This is a genomic window from Okeania sp. SIO1H4 (assembly GCF_010672695.1).
Classification (GTDB): Bacteria; Cyanobacteriota; Cyanobacteriia; order Cyanobacteriales; family Microcoleaceae; genus Okeania; species Okeania hirsuta.
Map to the genome: position 1 here is coordinate 22,388 of NZ_JAAHGB010000061.1, position 17,355 is coordinate 39,742.

Sequence of the window (17,355 nt, forward strand, 5' to 3'; positions counted from 1 at the left end):
TAAATAAAAAGGAGGATAAAAATGATGAAACTGAAAAAAATGCAGGGATCTGGGAACACCGGAGCTGGGAAAAGTTAATATTAACAAGCAGTTCAAACCATCCAAAATCAAAAATCCCAAATACAAAATTATCAAATCATACCCACCAGTCAGCAACGCCGATAATTAAATAAAAAGGAGGATAAAAATGATGAAACTGAAAAAAATGCAAAGTTTACCTCGATCGCCCGAAGCAGGTTACACCATTATGGAAGGTTTAGTGGCAATAATTATGGTGTCTTTCTTGATGAGTGCAGTGGCACCTGTTATTGCCCTATCTGTAGGAACCCGCGTTCAAGCACGAAGGTTGGAGTTGGCAGCACAAGCGGCGAGGAGTTATATAGATTGGGTGAGGTATGATCCAGTCGATAGAGGTCCAAATCAAATAGGGTTAGATTTTAAAGATGTTAACCCTCCTCAATTAGGTGATTTGGTATGTCAAGATGGAGCATATTGCACTACACCAACTCCAAACCCTGCTCAATCTAATCAATCTAACTACCTTTTCTGTGTAGATGGAGATGGAGATCAAGAGTGTAAAAAAGATAGCCTTTCAGATATGTTAGTCCAAGGGTCTCGCAATCAAGGAATTACGTACAATGCATCACTATCGCCAGAAGAAAATAAACGTCGAGGTTATGCTTTAGGTGTGAGAGTTTATAGAGCAGATGCTTTTCAAGAAAATTCTCTTTGTCCTTCTGGAGCAGGTTGCCCTGACCCAGGAACACAGCAATCAGTAGTTACAAATGCTATCGGTAATCGTAGATTGCCAATGGTAGAAATAATCACAGAGATAGCACCAACAGAAAATTCATTTCAAAATTATCAAGATCGCCTAAAGTCTCCGACAAATTAAAGTCTGAAGAATAATCAAATAAAAAGTAAACGCAGAAAGAGGATAAAGATGAAAACTTTACTCAAATCACTCCTAAAAATACAATACCAACAAAGGCGATCTTCCATAATTAAACCTACCAGTGGCTTTACAATGATTGAATTGTTGGTAGGAACAATCATTGCTTTTTTAATAACTGTGCCACTGTTAAGTTTTGTAGTTGATATGCTCAACACAGATGTAAGAGAGCAAGCAAAGGCAAACAGCGAACAGGATATTCAAGCAGCAGTTGACTATATAGCTCAAGATATGAGTCAAGCGCTCTATGTATACGATCATGATGGAGCAGGGGGTGTTGTTGACGCAATTGAAGGTCAACTTCCAGAGAATGACGATGAAAATAGAAAACCCATTCTGGTATTTTGGAAACGGCAGTTAGTAGAAGAAGCTATACCTGTTTCAGCTTGCGCAGAACCTCCATGTAAAGATGACGATGCTTATGTATTATCGTTAGTTGCTTATTATGAGATTACAGAAGATGATGATACCTCTATTTGGTGTCAACCTAATGGTGAAACTTGTCCAAAGCGTATTGCCCGATTTCAAATTCAAGATGGTGTAACAGATTTTACAGGAACATATATTGATGAAAACGGTGATACGGATAAAAAATTACAGAGAGACAGAGGTTTTAAAATTCCTACAAGTGATGAAGGTTATGAGGGATGGACGAAAGAAGATGAAACTTACGAAAATAACTTGGAAGTATTAGTTAATTATGTTGAAAGCTTCACTCTCAATGAAGTTACCATCCATGAAAATACCGGTAATAAATTAGCAGAAATAACAATAGCAGGAGACTCTCAACGTCGTATTGGAGAAGCAGTTAATTGTGCTCAATCACCATCATATTGCCCGAAAGTAACAGCTCAAGTAGGAGGAAGAAGTCGTAAACCATTAGAGTAGAGTGAGATTGTTCAAATTATCATTTTCTTTGTGGGTTTAATACCCCACCGTCTACACGGTGTTCAAAATTACTTGGGGTGAGAATCCCCATGTAATTTTCCTCCTGTCTCCTGTCTCCTGTCTCCTGTCTCCTGTCTCCTTCTTCAATACGATAAAAGATTCTATTAGGAAACTGACATGAAAAAAACAATACTATTGCAAATTTTACAGAATTATTTAGTCAAAATTCCTGGTAAAAAAAATCAACTGGATAAAGGTTTTACCATAATAGAATTATTGATAGTAGTCTTAATAATAGGAATACTGAGCGCGATCGCTGCTCCTTCGTGGGATGCTTTTATTACAAGACAGCGTACTCGTACAGTAAATAGTTTAGTATTACAAGCTTTACAGAAAGCACAAAGTGAAGCTAAGTCAAAAAAGGTAGAACGAATAGTTCAATTCCGGGATGTTAGCATTGATGCTGAAACAAATCCTAGCACAGGTAAACCTTATAATGATCCAGCAAGATTCCAGATTTACTCTACCTCTAAAACAACTCCAATACCAAATAGTGACTCATTCTGGCAATCTTTAGGAGCAAATGGGGAAATTAAATCAGGAATGGTCACATTAGTTTCTGGTGTATGTACAGATGAAAATTGTACTGCGTTTAATGCCACCCCAAACGTTACATTTGACTATTTAGGTACAGTGAGCCAAGATAATGTGCCTTTCATTGTCAAAGTTTCCACACCAGATGATGGACTCAAACGATGCGTAATTGTACAAACCCTCTTAGGTGGAATGAGAACAGCAGAAGGAGATGATTGCCCATAATCTAATTTAAGCCGATGCTTACCACAAAATAGCTGCCCTGTCAAATATTCAGGTAAACGACAGGGCAAATTTTTTATGCAAAAAAAGAGCATCATGTTTGACGTTCAATTATGAATTGTTATACCAAATTCACGCAAAGGCAGTTACATCTTAATTTGTGATTTCTTCTTAAAAGAAAAAATTATAAATTCCATAAATTCTAAAATTTCCACCTTTTTTCCTCTTTAATATTTATATTTTTCTTTCTCTGTTCCCTGTTCCCTGTTCCCTGTTCCCTGTTCCCTGTTCCCTGTTCCCTGTTCCCTATTCACGCAAAGGCAGTTACATCTTAATATGTTTTTCTTTCTCTGTTCCCTGTTCCCTGTTCCCTCACACTTTGCAATATTTTATGAAATTGGTATTAAAATAGTAAAGAGAGATACAACTATTTAAAAACAGTAAATCAGGGTTGAAATGAACGTAAAAATATTAAACTCCGTAATATCAACTATTATTAAAATTACTGCAAAAAATCTATCAGAAAAATCAGTTAAGCAAAAAGAAGCAGGATATACCCTCACAGAATTAACATTAGTCTTGCTAATTATTGGTATTCTGGCAGCGATCGCCACTCCTGGATGGCTAGCATTCATCAATAACTACCGTCTCCGCACCTCAACTGACAGAATATATCAGGCCATGTTTGCAGCTCGTCGTAATGCCATACGAGATAAAACTGCTTGGCAGGCAAGTTTCCAAGAAACCACCAATATTATTGGGCAACCCGTAATTAGGTATGCGCTACATAAACCAGCGATCGCTCCCAATGACCTACCAACCTCAAGTTGGAAATATCTAGAACCTGGTATTGAGATAGACGACAATCAGACAAATGACAAAGGCAAGTATGAAACTACCCTCCGGATAGTTAAACCCGATACCAATACAGTTACTACCAACAAAACAGACCCCATTTACCGTGCCCTTTTTAATTACAAAGGTAGCCCAGTTTACAAACCTACTGACCAATGTACACAAACTAGCATCCAAGCAAAAGGGCGTATTGGCATAAAACACCAGAACCAAGACAAACCAAAAAGGTGCGTGATTATTTCCACCCTATTAGGGGTAGTCCGAACTGGAAAAGACCATGCCAAAGCTTTAGACGGAAAATATTGCTATTAAAATGGTAGGTTGGGTTGAGAGAAACGAAACCCAACATTATCTAATTTCCCTCCATTATTGTGTTAGGTTTATCCTAACGGACAAGCTCCGCTAATACTACCGTTCTACCCAACCTACATTATCAAAAGATTAACGTATAAAGCCTTTTCTTTGAAGGGAAAAAAGAAAAAAATTAGGTAGTCCTGCATGGTAATGGTGAAGTAGAATTTGTAGGTTGGGTTGAGAGAAACGAAACCCAACACCATAATTAAGGCGTTGCTGAATACTGGGATAATTGAGGCCGACACAGGGACACGGAGACATGGGGACACAGGGATTATGATTTCTGCTCTCTGACAAAATCATCCCGCAATTATGCAATGCCTTGAAGAAGGAGACAGGAGACAGGAGACAGGAGACAGGAGGAAAATTACATGGGGATTCGCTCCCCCAAGTAATGCGTGAACACCCCCGTTGACGGTGGGGTATTAAACCCACAAAGAAAATGATAATTATTGCTCTGCTGATTAAATATAAAAGCATTGACATATAAAGACTTTAGCCTTTTTGGGAACAAAAAAAGTGCGCCTGTTTCAGTCTAAAACGCTCAAAAAGGAGCGTATTTTAGGCGCATAGTTGGGCAGAAAAATCATTCTTACAAAACGCCCGCTCCTACTTCCTCGCTCCCGATCCATTTCTCCTCTCCTGGGAGGGGGAGGGGCGAGGGGTGGGTTGTCTCCTGTCTCCTACCCCTACTAAAATACTTTTGAGCGCAAACCCTAATTAATGTTGGGTTTCCCTCCGGGAAGCTCCGCTAACACTGTTGTTCAACCCAACCTACATCTATTTTCATTAGGGGTAATTATTAATTATTCATTGTTAATTATTAATTATTGAATAATATTATGTCCGGATAATTAGTTATAAAAAAACTTTCTCCTTCAACTCCAGTTTTTCTTCTTTCTTCCCTCTTTCCTCCTGTCTCCTGTCTCCTGTCTCCTGACTCCTCCGTAGTTATTTATTTATCACTGTTTAACCGGACATGATATAACATTTTCCTCCAATTCCAAAACCTGCCAAACTTCTTCCATCAACTCTTTCAAACCAATACCTGCAACAGCAGAAATCAGGAAAACTTTTCCCCTATTAATCTCTCTAAAATTACTAACCAACTCTTGAATTTCTGCACTTTCTAAATCTACAGCATCAACCTTATTCAAAGCTAAAATTTGATTTTTATCTTCCAAATTTCGCCCATAAACCTTTAACTCATTTTGAATAGTCTCAAAATTATCCACCGGATTAATATCTGTAATATCGACCAAATGCAACAATAATTTAGTTCGTTCAATATGCCTTAAAAATTCATGCCCCAAACCCAAACCAGCAGAAGCACCTTCTATTAATCCTGGAATATCAGCAAAAACAGTACCATCTCCCGTCGGTTTTCTAACAACTCCTAAATTTGGAACTAAAGTCGTAAAGGGATAATCAGCAATTTTCGGACGAGCAGCAGAAAGAGCAGCAATTAAAGTAGATTTTCCTGCATTTGGTAACCCAATAATTCCCACTTCAGCTAACAGTTTTAACTCCAATCTTAACATTCGAGTTTCACCCTCCAACCCAGGCAAAGCATATTCAGGAGCGCGGTTACTATTACTGAGAAAATGTTTATTTCCTAACCCACCTTTACCACCTTTAGCAACACAAAAACTTTGTCCTGGTGTAATTAAATCTCCCAACAATTCCTCTGTTTCCGCATCATAAACCATTGTACCAGGAGGCACTTCAATTAAGCGATCGCTCCCTGAAGCACCAGTCATATTTTTTGGACCGCCACGCTTACCATTTTCTGCTTTAAAAATACGTTGAAATCTAAAATCGAGCAAAGTTTGAAGATTTTCAACCGCCACTAAAATCACGGAGCCACCACGGCCACCATTTCCACCAGATGGGCCTCCGGCAGGCACATATTTTTCTCGCCGAAAGGCAACCATACCGTCACCACCTTTACCAGCTTCTACTTGAATTTCTGCTTGGTCAATAAATTGCATATTTATCGGAAATGCTGTTTAGTTGAATAAAAAGTCATGCAGAGGGGCGAACGACTCACAATGATTACATCTTATCAGAATTTTTGGGGAGTTGCAACACAATATCCTCCCAGTTTTTTTGAGCCTCACACAATGAGATTTGAGTGAGGTGATTTGTCAGTTGAGCGATCGCTTCTGTATATTTATATATCTATAGATTCATCCTGCTGATTTTTAGTTGAATAAAAAGTCATGCGTAGGGACGAACGACTCCCAATGATTACATCTTATCAGAATTTTTGGGGAGTTGCAATACAATATCCTCCCAGTTTTTTTTGAGCTTCATACAATGACATCTGGGAGATTTCTCTGTTGAGCGATCGCTTCTGTATATCTATATCCTGCTGTTTTCGTGTTGAATAAAAAGTCATGCTTAGAGGCGAAAAACCCCCAATGCTTATATTGTATCGCAATTTTTTTGGAGATGCAAGACTCAATTCCATCTATTTTTTTTAAGCTTCACACAATGAGATTTGAGTGGGGTGATTTGTCAGTTGAGTGATCGCTCCTATATCTCTATTTATCATTTATCCCAAATGCTGTTTTTTTTGTTGAATAAAAAGTCATGTATAGGGGCGAGCAACTCCCAATGCTTATATTGTATCTCAAAAAAAATTGCGATACAAGACTCAATTCCATCGTTTTTTTAAGCTTCACACAATGAGATTTGAGTGATCTGATTTGTCAGTTGAGCGATCGCTTCATATATATAATCATTGAGAGGTAATGCTGATTTTTTGTTGAATAAAAAATCATGAATAAGGGCGAGCAACCCCCAATGATTACATCTTATCCCAATTTTTTTGGAGATGCAACACCACATTCCACCATTTTTTTCTAGAGCTTCACACAATGAGATTTGGGTGAGGTGATTTGTCACCTGAGCGATCGCTTCGATATATCTATAGAACCCCTGACCGTATCTTTGTCGGCGATTCAGTTTTTTGCTAGAAGTCAGAATTCAGGAGTCAGTAGGAAATAGGAAAAAAGAAGGAAGAGAGGAAGAAAGTTTCTTGTCAGTTCATCAACAATACTTAGACACATCCTCCTGACATTCATCTGCCAAATAAGATAAAGCACGAAAACGCATACCAACCAACTGGTCGTAAAGTGGATTAAGTTTACACATAGCTGGAATGTGGGCTACTTTCTTACCAAAAATCACAATATCTCGCTCAAAAGGACATTGAGGGGGAATCATTTTACATACCATGTGAGCCACTTTTGGGTCATGGATATCCCATCCATCCAACCAGTCTTTGATCGGAGCGAGTACAGTTTGATAATGTTCGGTGTCGTGGGGAATAATGAAAGTGCCAGTATGTTCTGTTTCTTCAATCCAACTGTCTAAATCATCTTCTGTTGCTTGTTCCTTGGCTTTTTCCAGATTTTTTCTCAGGGCATCTAAAGCTTTAACCTTTAGTCCTAAAGCGTTACAGTATCTATGAAGTATGTCATCCTCAGTAATAGAATAAATTCCATCTGCCAAGGCTACCATTACCGCAGTTCTCATAAAATTTTCTGCTATGGTAGGATTTTCTCCCAGTACCCTAGCTAAATCATCTGGATTAATGGGTTGTAATTCTGAGATTTCAATTTTAGAAGCAAACTCTTCGTGACTAAAGTGGTCAAATAAATCTTTCTCTGTCACATCTAATTCCCCATCAGCATAAGCAACGGTCATTAGTCCTCTTAACCAGGTTGTAGTTTGTTCTTTGTTTAGGGGAGATTTGACGATGCTAGTCATGGCTTAACCTCTGATTAATATATAACTACAACAAATACAGTTTTTTGACTAACTCCTAAAACCAATTACAAATTAAGTTGGTATGGGAGCTATTACTTAATATTTTATCTCACTATCTCCAGCCTAAAATCCTAAAGTTTCTGATTTATTTAAACTTTATTTATTATGATTTTAGTAGTGATTGCTACATCACTTTATGAAAAATAATGATTACGATCTTTAGCTATAGCAATCCTATTTTATTCGTGTCAAAAATCTTACTGCTTTTTAGGGAACACTTAACTGGGAAAAGGGAACAGGTAAGAGTTTCAGTTTTTTTATTCACTTTTTGATTACCCGCAACCTATTTAGGATTGCTATATTACCCAAAAAGAAAAATTAATTCTTCTTGCTTGTTCTCTACAAACAAATCATCTAACTTATTTCTTGCAAACTTACCCAACCTTCCCATAATTCAGAATTATTAAAAGAACCAGAGTTGATTAGTTCTAAAATATCCTCTGTCATTTTCTTGCCTATATTATCTATAGGAAGATCGTTACTGTCATAACCGAAAGGATTTTCTATTTCTAGACCAATGGCTTCTATTCCTAATAGAGCAAAACTAATAATACCTGACATAGGAATAGTCCACCAACTTAATTCTGCAACAAATTGAAAAGGAATGGCAAAGCAATAGATGAGCAATAAATGCTTTAAATGAATAGAATAAGCTTTCGGAATAGGTGTTGTAGCAATTCTTTGACAACCTCCAAAAGCGATAAAAATTTCTTCTATTTTTTGATTCCAACTGATTAAAGTCAATTCATTGATAGAACTATTTTTTGCAAGTCTATCAAAGTATATTGTTAACCATTTAGTAATTTGTAGAGGCATATTATTACTGCTATTCAATTCTAAACACTGAACTTCAGAGAGATATTTTTTTATTTCTTCGTTAACTTTTTCCTTTCTGACTTGAAGTTTGACCGCAATAAAAAGAGCAATTAATAGTTTGATGTAAGATATTTTTTGAGCGTAATCTTCACTGTTATTATCAGGAACAAACACTATGATATTTTTTGCCATAATGCAGCAATTTTTAGAAATAAGTCCGATTAATTTCCGACCTTCCCAATAGCGATCGTAAGCAGTATTAGTTCTAAAAACTAGCAATAAACCAAGGACTATTCCTGGAATAATACTACCTAAAATTGGCTGATTCATGGGCAAATTATTACCATGAGCTATAGTAACTAAAAGGGCAAATATCATAATTACCAATACTCTGAGCCAAATATTGGGAATGACTGAACTTTTAAAGTCAAAAATTATATGGAACCAGCTTTTTCTGGGGTCGTCCATTGGCTTAACCTTCAAATATATTGTGATTGCTGAAAGGGTATAGGAAATAGGAAAAATATATTATAAGTTGGTATTAAAATTAGTTATTAATTCTTATTCATTGATTGGGATTTTTTTAGTTGAGGAAAATTCTTAATAGGAATTAAACAAAATTAATTGCACATTTTCCGTCATTCAAACCTTTTTGCTACAAAATTTACAGAAAATTAGAGTAGGTAACTAATTCTATGCAGATGCTTATGTTTAATTTATCTGTAGACTGCTATATTCAAATAATTGAACAAATTATATAGATAAGTATAAGCAAGAATATTTTGTTTTATGTTTGTTTACTGATTCATCAATTGCCGTATGTTGTTTATATTGCTATGGGCTAAGATTAGGTTAGAAAAGCCATCGGATTGGTATGAGGTATACTAGGGAAAAATCTGACTAAATAAAGCTTTGAGTAATTTGTAAATACCAAGGCGTTCATTAATTGATAATTGATAATTGATAATTACCTCTGGTTAAAACCGTCCTTGATTGAATGTAAGGAAATATTATTTCTTCTCTTGGTCGATTGGATATGGCGAGGAGACCCGAAGAGTGCAGACCCGCTCCGAAGATCGCCATCCCACCCTTCGGGAAGCTACGAAGATCGACCGCTTTTTTTCCCTTTGAAAGGGGAGGATTTAAACCAGAATTATTTAATGATTAATCATTAATCATTAATTATTCGGTAAAATGTAATTTTTATTCTTTATGAAGTTGTTTAATGAAAAACCTATAATTCGATCACCCATATACTGTTAAAATTCTCTATAAATACTGAGCTGTTTCATTCTAAACTGTGCGATTTTATGTATTGACGAAACTACGTTATTCCAAGCTTGAGGAAATTTATCTTTCGCTGTCTGAAAATCAATAAATTCATTGCCAAAATCTAGAATGAAATCAACATGCTATAAATATAGTATTTATCAATGAGTTGCTCAAAATTTATTGTCATTTTTAATCACAAAAATTATTTTCAACCATCCACCATTTTCTATTCCTTTTTTGACAATCTAATGATTCTCAAAAATCGATAGCAATCTTATTTTAATTGTGAAATATTCTAGACTTTTCAGGAATAGTGGTGTGACCCCGTGGGGTGCAACAGACGCACCTGGTAGGGCACTCTTGTGACCTGTGATGAAATAGGGAATACCGAAGTAATAAAATTCTCATAAATCATTCCGGATTGCCAATTGATTCTAAATAATCAGTTGTGATATGGATTCAGTACTCAGATTTTATTGAGAAGTTTGACATTCTCTGCCATTCAATAAAGAGCGAAGTTGTTTTAGCGCCTTCCCAATTACCAATTACCAATTACCAATTACCAATTACAATTATTGTATTCTGCATTACTTCATCACAAAAGTATCCTTGTTTACCAATAAACAATCAAACCAATATAGCCACCTTACTGCTAAAGAGCGTAAATTTATTTCATTTCCAGCTCAATTATTGCTAGATAAAAATCTGCTAGTTGGTAAAATTCTCGACTTTGGCTGTGGTTTTGGTAATGATGTTAAACTACTACAACAAAAAAACTTTCCAGTCACTGGTTATGACCCTTATTATTTTCCACAATATCCCCAGACAAAATTTGATACTATTCTCTGTTTTTATGTATTAAATGTTTTATTTGACCAAGCACAAACTCAAGTTTTGATGGAAGTTTCACAATTATTAAAACCTGGAGGTAAAGCTTATTACTCTGTTAGAAGAGGTTTGAAGCGTGAGGGTTTTCGAGAGCATTATATACACAAAAAACCAACTTATCAGTGTTTAGTTAATTTACCTTTTAAATCTATCCACACAGATGAGTTGTGTGAAATTTATGAATATATTCATTATAATCAGCAAAAAAATTACACAAACAATTGCTTATTTTGTAACCCGCGTAAAAATTTACAGTTAATTACAGAGTCAGCAAAAACTTATGCAATACTTGATGGCTATCCAGTTACAAAAGGGCATACTTTAGTTATACCTAAGCGTCATCTAGCAAATTATTTTGAGTTACCTGTAGAAGAACAATTAGACTGTTGGTTAATGGTAAATCAGGTACAGAAAATTTTACAGGAAAAATATAATCCGGATGGGTTTAATGTAGGGATAAATGTTAATCGTGCCGGAGGACAAAAAATGATGCACACAAATATTCATGTTATCCCTCGGTATCAGGAAGATACTTCAAGAGTTAAGGGAGGAATGAGATTTGTTGTGCCAAAGAAGTAAAGAAAGGAAGAAGACTTTAGTTATCTAGGAGAGAAGGAAGAAGACTTTAGTTATCTAGGAGAGAAGGAAAATATTGCGTTGTCTAAGTTTTAAGCTTTTGATATGTTCTAACCTTTCTTTCAACTGCGATAAAAGTAGAAATTTTTCCATTAGACATAGGTGTGAAAATTCAAAATAAAATCAATTATTATCCATAAATTATCAATTATTTCTCCCTGTTCCCTGTTCCCTGTTCCCTCTTTTCTGGAATAAATTAAACAGTAGAAATTTTTCCATTAGACATAGGTGTGAAAATTCAAAATAAAATCAATTATTATCCATAAATTATCAATTATTTCTCCCTGTTCCCTGTTCCATGTTCCCTGTTCCCTCTTTTCTGGAATAAATTAAACAGTAGAAATTTTTCCATTAGACATAGGTGTGAAAATTCAAAATAAAATCAATTATTATCCATAAATTATCAATTATTTCTCCCTATTCCCTGTTCCCTGTTCCCTGTTCCCTCTTTTCTGGAATAAATTAAACATCAGTTAAATTAGAGAACAAACTACTCTTAGTATTAGTACGAGTAAAAGAATTCCAGGTTCCTAAATCTTTGCCAGAATATCCAAATAACATAGCTCTACTAGAGTCACTCAATCCCTGCACCAAAGTAAAATCAACTCCAGCAATACTAGGAATATTATCTAAACTCGCCCCCGTCAAATCAGCAGCTCGTAAATCAGCTCCTTCTAACTCTACCCCATTGAGTCGAGCATCACGCAAATTAGCACCTACTAAAAAAACTCCCTTCATATTAGAACCACTAAGAGCTGCACCTTGCAAGTTAGCGCCTGTCAAATCAGTACCACTCAGATAAGCACCCCGCAGATTTGCCCCTTGAAGGTCAGCTCCTCGGAGGTAAGCTGTATTTAAAAAAGCTCCACTCAAATCAGCTCCTGGTCCAACTGCTCCTGATTTTTTATAAGCAAATCCTTCAGGCCAAATTGTTTCACTATTATAGTAAGCTACTTGTAGTTTAGCTCCTGCCAAATTAGCATTAGCCAAATTAGCCTTTTGTAATTCAGCTCTATTGAGATAGGCATCAGTTAAATCTGCTCCACTCAAATTTGCTCCCTGAAGATTTGCTCCTCGTAAATCAGCACCTTTGAGATTTGCTCCACTTAAGTTTGCTTCACTCAAGTTAGCTCCAATGAGGATTGTATTATTTAGATTGGCCTGTTGTAAATTGCTTTGACTTAGATTGACTTGATATAGTTCAATTTGACTAATATCTATACCTTGTAGATTACTACCTGTAAGATTTTTGTCTTGCTGATAAGATTGAATAATTTCTGTAGCTGATTGAAACTGCATTTTGTTTGAGGAGAGTTTGCTATGTATAAAGATTTTAGTTAATTATATATTAATTAGATATATCAATCTTATTTGAGTTGTGAGATATTGTAGATTTTTAGGGAATACCGGAGCTGGGAATGAGAAACACTGAAGCAATAAAATTATCACATCCGATTCGGTGATTGCTATATCTATAAAAGTCTAAAGTATATATTAGAAATCTCCGGTCATAAAAAATAAAATCAACTATTGCACAGAAATTATCAATTATTTTTTTCTAATCTGTAGTTGCATGCAACGTCCCTACGACCTACTCCCTCTTTTGGAGGAGATGTCTATTTGATTTATCCTATAATTTTATGACTCTCAATTAGATTTTTATTGATTTTTCCTTAACTAAAAATATCCTAGTGGTACTTAGACATTTTTTGGCAGAAAAACGGCTTGAAAGTCAGTCTAGACAAGGGAATTACGTCAATGCCCTAAAAATGGCTAAAACCCTTGGTAATAAAGGATTTATACCTTTTTGACGTAAAAACCTCTACCTGTCTATATTTGAGCCTATATTCTGCTGCTATTTTGTGTAAGTCCCACTAGATGTTAACAAAAATTTAGAGACAAAAAAAATGAAATTCACACCACCAATGACAATGATGGATTTTTTTCTCAAAAGTGAGGGAATATGGTTTTCTCAACGTACTGTTCATCATTTTGATTCTGTTCAAGATGAGTCAGGGAAATCTAATTTAATCGTCAAAGTTTTAACAAAAGATGACCCTAAAGTTTTGGAAGTTTGTGAACAACAAAATTTAAATCCAGCTTTAGCAACAGGTGGTGCAAGTTTTAACTGGCAAGATAATTTAGATGATGATGAACCTAATCCCAATTATGCTGCTATTTTAGTAGATATTCCTGATTCTCAAACAGGCTTAACTGGAAAATTTTTGCGTAATCGTGGTTATGTTGAAGGTATTCCTGTAGTGGGTAGATATCATTTTGCCACGGATGGAGTCTTGACAATTGACACAGAATATGAAAGAAACCAAGGACAAGAACGTTGTTGGTTTCTGACAGATGATTTTCGAGTCAGAGTTAGTACAGTGCGAATGATGAATGGTGTTAATTTGATGGCCTATTGCTCCGAACGTCGTTGTATTACTCGCAAACAATTAGAAGAAATGATTCAAAAAAATTCTGCTAGAATCTCATCCTAAACAATAGATTTGTTGCTAAATAGATTGAAAAAAACGCTCAAACTACACCAAGAGTTTTGGCAATTTTTTACCATATCAAGCCACAAGTCTAATATCGAGTTATATCATGTCCGGATAATTAGTGATGAAAAAATTTTGGCGTTGGTAAATTAGGGTATGATATTTCCAAAAAGCCCTTATAGGTGAACTTTAATGCAATGTCGGTCATGCCAATCAACTCACGTTAACAAAAATGGATTTAAGAAAGGAAAACAGAATTACATCTGTGTTGATTGTCTCTCGACAGTTTTTAGACTGTTATCAAACACAAAAAGGTTATTCAAATGAGCTAAAACATGAATGTCTAACTATTCCTGTACCATTAGCTCAAAAACTTCTAACTATTTAGCGATCGCATTCTTTCCTCATCATACCTTCATTTACCAACGCCATATTTTACATTCCAGTTTAGTAATAAGCACTATTGATGACAGAGGCAATATGAAAACCCTTGATAATTGACAAATATCTTATTTATTTTGAGTGATAAAAACCTAACTTTTTGCTACTTCTAACCAACTATCAAATAACCCTTGATGACTAGCAACCCATTCTTCAGCGTGACGGCGAATATCTACAGGTTTATTCTCCCCATTTTTAACTTTTTCCTGTTGAAAATTAACATCCTCTAGAGGAATTTCAATCTGTTCAAATAAACTTTTCGCAACTGGATTATCCTGCAAAAAATTCTTATTTGCTAATATCCGAACTTTATCGACTGGAATACCAAGATTTTTTCCATTTACTGAAGTATCTTCTGCGGTGAAGTTTCCCTGAGTTTCTAATAAGGATGTAAAAGGAACGCCCAACCATTCCACATCCTCCTCAACTTTTAAAATTGAAGCTAACCAATGAGGAGTCCAAGTAAAATAAAGAATAGGTTTACCTTGCCGATAACGAGTCAAAGTATCCACCATCAAAGAAGAATAATCTCCTTCAATTTGCTCAACAGTATCCTCAAGTCCATAAACCTGTAAATGATGATTTATTATTCTTTCACACACCCAACCAGCAGTACAACCGATTAAATTTGCCTTACCATCACCATCTGAATCAAAAAGTTTAGCAATTTTTGGATCTTTGAGTTGTGATAAATCAGTAATATTATATTTCTCAGCAGTCTGTTTATCTATCTGATACCCCGCTTGACAATCAGAAATTAGCGTTCCAATCCTTTCTAATTTATCTTCCCCACCATTCTTGTCAAAAAATTCTTTTTGGGCAACTTGCCAATGAACACCAGTAAAATCCACATCATTATTACTAACAGCAATGTGCATTGCCGGAACATTCAATTGTTTTGCTCCTTTCACCTGATAGCCTAATTTCTCCAGCCCAATATTCACAATCTCCGTAACAAATATACCCGATGTTTCCAGACCAGAAGTAGACCGGACAATTATTCCATTCCCTGGTAATGCTTCATTTTTTGAGTTGATAGTAGTTTGGGACATTAATTGCCAGCTAGTAACACCAACCAGCAAAGCAACCAAAATACTTATCCCTAGAGTTGTGCCTTTTTTTTTGGAAAAGCCACGAGACCGCCACCATCCAATTAAACCTCGCTCTTGCCAAGAATTAACTTTTCCCTGACTAATAGATTGAGTGATACGGTCGAGCATCACCGCAATTAAAACAATACCCAAACCACCTACAGTAGCTAGTCCGACATTTAAACGACCCAGACCTTGTAATACCATTTGTCCTAATCCCTCTACCCCAATCATTGAGGTGACAACTGACATTGATAAGGCCAACAAAATCGCTTGATTTGTACCAGCCAAAATAGTAGGCAAAGCCAAAGGAATTTGTACTTCTAATAAGACTTGTTGGGGAGTTGAGCCAAAAGCCAAAGCTGCTTCTACTGCTTCTGGAGATACTTGCCTAATGCCCAGATTTGTCAGACGAATTAGAGGGGGGACTGCAAAAACAAATGTGGCAATAATACCCGAAACTTCTCCAATTCCAAATAACATTACTACAGGTACTAGGTAGACGAAACTTGGAAGAGTTTGCATAGCATCTAGAAAGGGACGTAATATTTTGTTGAAGCGATCGCTAATGGCACTAATAATACCTAGAGGAATACCTACTAACATACAAAATATTACGGCTGTTAGAACCAGGGCCAGGGAAACCATTGCTGCTTCCCAAGCGCCACAAAAACCAATTATACAAAGAGCGATGATGCTGTAGATGGCTATTTTTCTTCCTGCTAATTGCCAGACCAGCAGGACAATAATTATGAGAAAAATCAAGGGGGGAACAGCTAGAAAACCAGATTTAATTATTTCCAGAGTATTTTTTATGGGTAAGCTGATAGCTTGAAATAGGGGACGAAAGTTATCAACTAGAAAATTAACAGCAGTGTTAACCCATTCGTCTAAGGGTAAAGTGTAAAACTGGAAAGGATTAAATATTTTGTCTAATCCTCCTTGAGTTGCAGTTATAAAGTAATTTGATATGGGAAAAAATTTGAACACTATATTATTGGCTCCTTTGGTGTTAGGTTTTATTCAAATCTTTAGGTAGCAGGGACTTACAGATATCTTCCTCCTAAAGTGCTTGATAAATAGTCTCTGGGAAGCTATTTAATTTATATTTATATTACTCTGGCTCGAAATTAATATTTTGGCATCAGTGCTCAAAACAGATGGTTTTTTGAGTTGTTAACGCTACATATCTAAGACGTTATAGTTTTTCTTTACTATATATAGTGTTTTTCCCTGATTTCTCAATTTATTTTGGATAGTATTTTGGCATCATATCAAATCCGGTTAAACAGCCATAGAATGGTTAAGTTAGGAGTCCTCAGGAGTCAGTCGGACCTCCTCAGGAGGAGAAAGAATTACAAAGATAAACGTAGTTATGGCGATTGAAGATTTTTTTTATGTCCAATTAAACGGATTTGATATCAGTGCTCAAAACAGATGGTTTTTTGAGTTGTTAACGCTACATATCTAAGACGTTATAGTTTTTCTTTACTATATATAGTAGTTTTACCTAATTTCTCGATTTACTTTGGGTAATATTTTGGTATTTGTTTGAGAATAGATGTTTTTTTAGTTCTCAACACTACATATCTAAGACGTTATAGTTTTTCTTTACTATATATAGTGGTTTTACCTAATTTCTCGATTTACTTTGGGTGGTGTTTTGGTATTTGTTTGAGATTTTAAGATATAGATGGTTTTTTCAGTTCTCAACACTACATATCTAAGACGTTATAGTTTTTCTTTACTATATATAGTAGTTTTACCTAATTTCTCGATTTACTTTGGGTAATATTTTGGTATTTGTTTGAGAATAGATGTTTTTTTAGTTCTCAACACTACATATCTAAGACGTTATAGTTTTTCTTTACTATATATAGTGGTTTTACCTAATTTCTCGATTTACTTTGGGTGGTGTTTTGGTATTTGTTTGAGATTTTAAGATATAGATGGTTTTTTCAGTTCTCAACACTACATATCTAAGACGTTATAGTTTTTCTTTACTATATATAGT

Annotated in this window: 15 protein-coding genes and 1 pseudogene; 8 read left to right on the top strand and 8 right to left on the bottom strand. The window is 35.5% G+C overall.

Features of this window, described 5'->3' with window-relative positions; genetic code table 11:
• Positions 1-187 precede the first annotated feature (187 nt).
• Complete coding sequence (gene hpsB, locus F6K06_RS26680; RefSeq protein ID WP_287244063.1) at positions 188-895, top strand: hormogonium polysaccharide secretion pseudopilin HpsB; 708 nt, start codon at positions 188-190, stop codon at positions 893-895.
• Between the two features lie 48 nt (positions 896-943).
• Entirely contained in the window at positions 944-1,840 is an 897-nt protein-coding gene (gene hpsC / locus F6K06_RS26685) for a hormogonium polysaccharide secretion pseudopilin HpsC (RefSeq protein WP_287244066.1), read from the top strand.
• A gap of 19 nt (positions 1,841-1,859) precedes the next feature.
• Here the strand turns inward: hpsC and F6K06_RS26690 are convergent, their stop codons facing one another.
• Positions 1,860-2,030, bottom strand: a complete 171-nt coding sequence (locus tag F6K06_RS26690) for a hypothetical protein (protein ID WP_287244068.1) — start codon at positions 2,028-2,030, stop codon at positions 1,860-1,862.
• On the opposite strand from F6K06_RS26690, the gene F6K06_RS26695 reads away from it, so the two are divergent.
• Together F6K06_RS26695 and F6K06_RS26700 are read left to right on the top strand one after the other, a co-directional pair.
• Positions 2,018-2,659, top strand: coding sequence for a type II secretion system protein (locus tag F6K06_RS26695; protein ID WP_287244072.1), 642 nt, complete (start codon positions 2,018-2,020; stop codon positions 2,657-2,659). The two genes, F6K06_RS26690 and F6K06_RS26695, sit on opposite strands and share 13 nt — an antisense overlap.
• Positions 2,660-3,112: 453 nt before the next feature.
• A complete protein-coding gene (locus F6K06_RS26700; protein ID WP_287244075.1) occupies positions 3,113-3,823 on the top strand; it encodes a Tfp pilus assembly protein FimT/FimU in 711 nt (236 codons plus the stop codon).
• A gap of 1,004 nt (positions 3,824-4,827) precedes the next feature.
• Here the strand turns inward: F6K06_RS26700 and obgE are convergent.
• From obgE to F6K06_RS26725, 5 genes are all read right to left on the bottom strand, one after another.
• On the bottom strand, positions 4,828-5,856 hold the full coding sequence (gene obgE / locus F6K06_RS26705; RefSeq protein WP_287244078.1) for a GTPase ObgE: 1,029 nt from the start codon (positions 5,854-5,856) through the stop codon (positions 4,828-4,830).
• Positions 5,857-6,125: 269 nt separating this feature from the next.
• Positions 6,126-6,338: a hypothetical protein gene (locus F6K06_RS26710; RefSeq protein ID WP_124144604.1), complete on the bottom strand. Its 213-nt coding sequence runs from the start codon at positions 6,336-6,338 to the stop codon at positions 6,126-6,128.
• A 203-nt stretch (positions 6,339-6,541) separates the two neighbouring features.
• Positions 6,542-6,775 (bottom strand): hypothetical protein, encoded by a 234-nt coding sequence (locus F6K06_RS26715; protein ID WP_124154292.1) that lies wholly within the window; start codon positions 6,773-6,775, stop codon positions 6,542-6,544.
• 144 nt (positions 6,776-6,919) lie between these two features.
• The gene (locus F6K06_RS26720; protein WP_124144603.1) at positions 6,920-7,642 is read right to left on the bottom strand and encodes a Mo-dependent nitrogenase C-terminal domain-containing protein; all 723 of its coding nucleotides are present in this window, start codon (positions 7,640-7,642) and stop codon (positions 6,920-6,922) included.
• 414 nt (positions 7,643-8,056) lie between these two features.
• Positions 8,057-8,986, bottom strand: coding sequence for a bestrophin family protein (locus tag F6K06_RS26725; protein ID WP_124144639.1), 930 nt, complete (start codon positions 8,984-8,986; stop codon positions 8,057-8,059).
• Positions 8,987-10,399: 1,413 nt separating this feature from the next.
• On the opposite strand from F6K06_RS26725, the gene F6K06_RS26730 reads away from it, so the two are divergent.
• A complete protein-coding gene (locus tag F6K06_RS26730) occupies positions 10,400-11,257 on the top strand; it encodes an HIT family protein (protein ID WP_124144602.1) in 858 nt (285 codons plus the stop codon).
• 519 nt (positions 11,258-11,776) lie between these two features.
• Here the strand turns inward: F6K06_RS26730 and F6K06_RS26735 are convergent.
• Positions 11,777-12,613 (bottom strand): pentapeptide repeat-containing protein, encoded by an 837-nt coding sequence (locus F6K06_RS26735; protein WP_124144601.1) that lies wholly within the window; start codon positions 12,611-12,613, stop codon positions 11,777-11,779.
• Positions 12,614-13,221: 608 nt separating this feature from the next.
• Here F6K06_RS26735 and F6K06_RS26740 point away from each other — a divergent pair.
• Together F6K06_RS26740 and F6K06_RS26745 are read left to right on the top strand one after the other, a co-directional pair.
• Positions 13,222-13,809, top strand: coding sequence for a phycobiliprotein lyase (locus F6K06_RS26740; RefSeq protein ID WP_124144600.1), 588 nt, complete (start codon positions 13,222-13,224; stop codon positions 13,807-13,809).
• A gap of 192 nt (positions 13,810-14,001) precedes the next feature.
• Positions 14,002-14,167: pseudogene (locus F6K06_RS26745) on the top strand (IS1 family transposase); the annotation flags it as partial.
• A 175-nt stretch (positions 14,168-14,342) separates the two neighbouring features.
• On the opposite strand, the gene proX reads toward F6K06_RS26745, so the two are convergent.
• Positions 14,343-16,331, bottom strand: coding sequence for a glycine betaine/L-proline ABC transporter substrate-binding protein ProX (gene proX / locus F6K06_RS26750; RefSeq protein WP_205127337.1), 1,989 nt, complete (start codon positions 16,329-16,331; stop codon positions 14,343-14,345).
• Between the two features lie 273 nt (positions 16,332-16,604).
• Here proX and F6K06_RS26755 point away from each other — a divergent pair, with 273 nt between their 5' ends.
• Positions 16,605-16,727: a hypothetical protein gene (locus F6K06_RS26755; protein ID WP_287308921.1), complete on the top strand. Its 123-nt coding sequence runs from the start codon at positions 16,605-16,607 to the stop codon at positions 16,725-16,727.
• The last annotated feature ends 628 nt before the right edge of the window (positions 16,728-17,355 follow it).

Excerpts from the sequence above, each read along its gene's own strand:
- F6K06_RS26700 (WP_287244075.1), top strand. The coding sequence starts at position 3,113 with ATGAACGTAAAAATATTAAACTCCGTAATATCAACTATTATTAAAATT.
- obgE (WP_287244078.1), bottom strand. The coding sequence starts at position 5,856 with ATGCAATTTATTGACCAAGCAGAAATTCAAGTAGAAGCTGGTAAAGGT.
- F6K06_RS26725 (WP_124144639.1), bottom strand. The coding sequence starts at position 8,986 with ATGGACGACCCCAGAAAAAGCTGGTTCCATATAATTTTTGACTTTAAA.
- F6K06_RS26695 (WP_287244072.1), top strand. The coding sequence starts at position 2,018 with ATGAAAAAAACAATACTATTGCAAATTTTACAGAATTATTTAGTCAAA.
- F6K06_RS26710 (WP_124144604.1), bottom strand. The coding sequence starts at position 6,338 with ATGGAATTGAGTCTTGCATCTCCAAAAAAATTGCGATACAATATAAGC.
- hpsC (WP_287244066.1), top strand. The coding sequence starts at position 944 with ATGAAAACTTTACTCAAATCACTCCTAAAAATACAATACCAACAAAGG.
- F6K06_RS26740 (WP_124144600.1), top strand. The coding sequence starts at position 13,222 with ATGAAATTCACACCACCAATGACAATGATGGATTTTTTTCTCAAAAGT.
- F6K06_RS26735 (WP_124144601.1), bottom strand. The coding sequence starts at position 12,613 with ATGCAGTTTCAATCAGCTACAGAAATTATTCAATCTTATCAGCAAGAC.
- F6K06_RS26720 (WP_124144603.1), bottom strand. The coding sequence starts at position 7,642 with ATGACTAGCATCGTCAAATCTCCCCTAAACAAAGAACAAACTACAACC.
- hpsB (WP_287244063.1), top strand. The coding sequence starts at position 188 with ATGATGAAACTGAAAAAAATGCAAAGTTTACCTCGATCGCCCGAAGCA.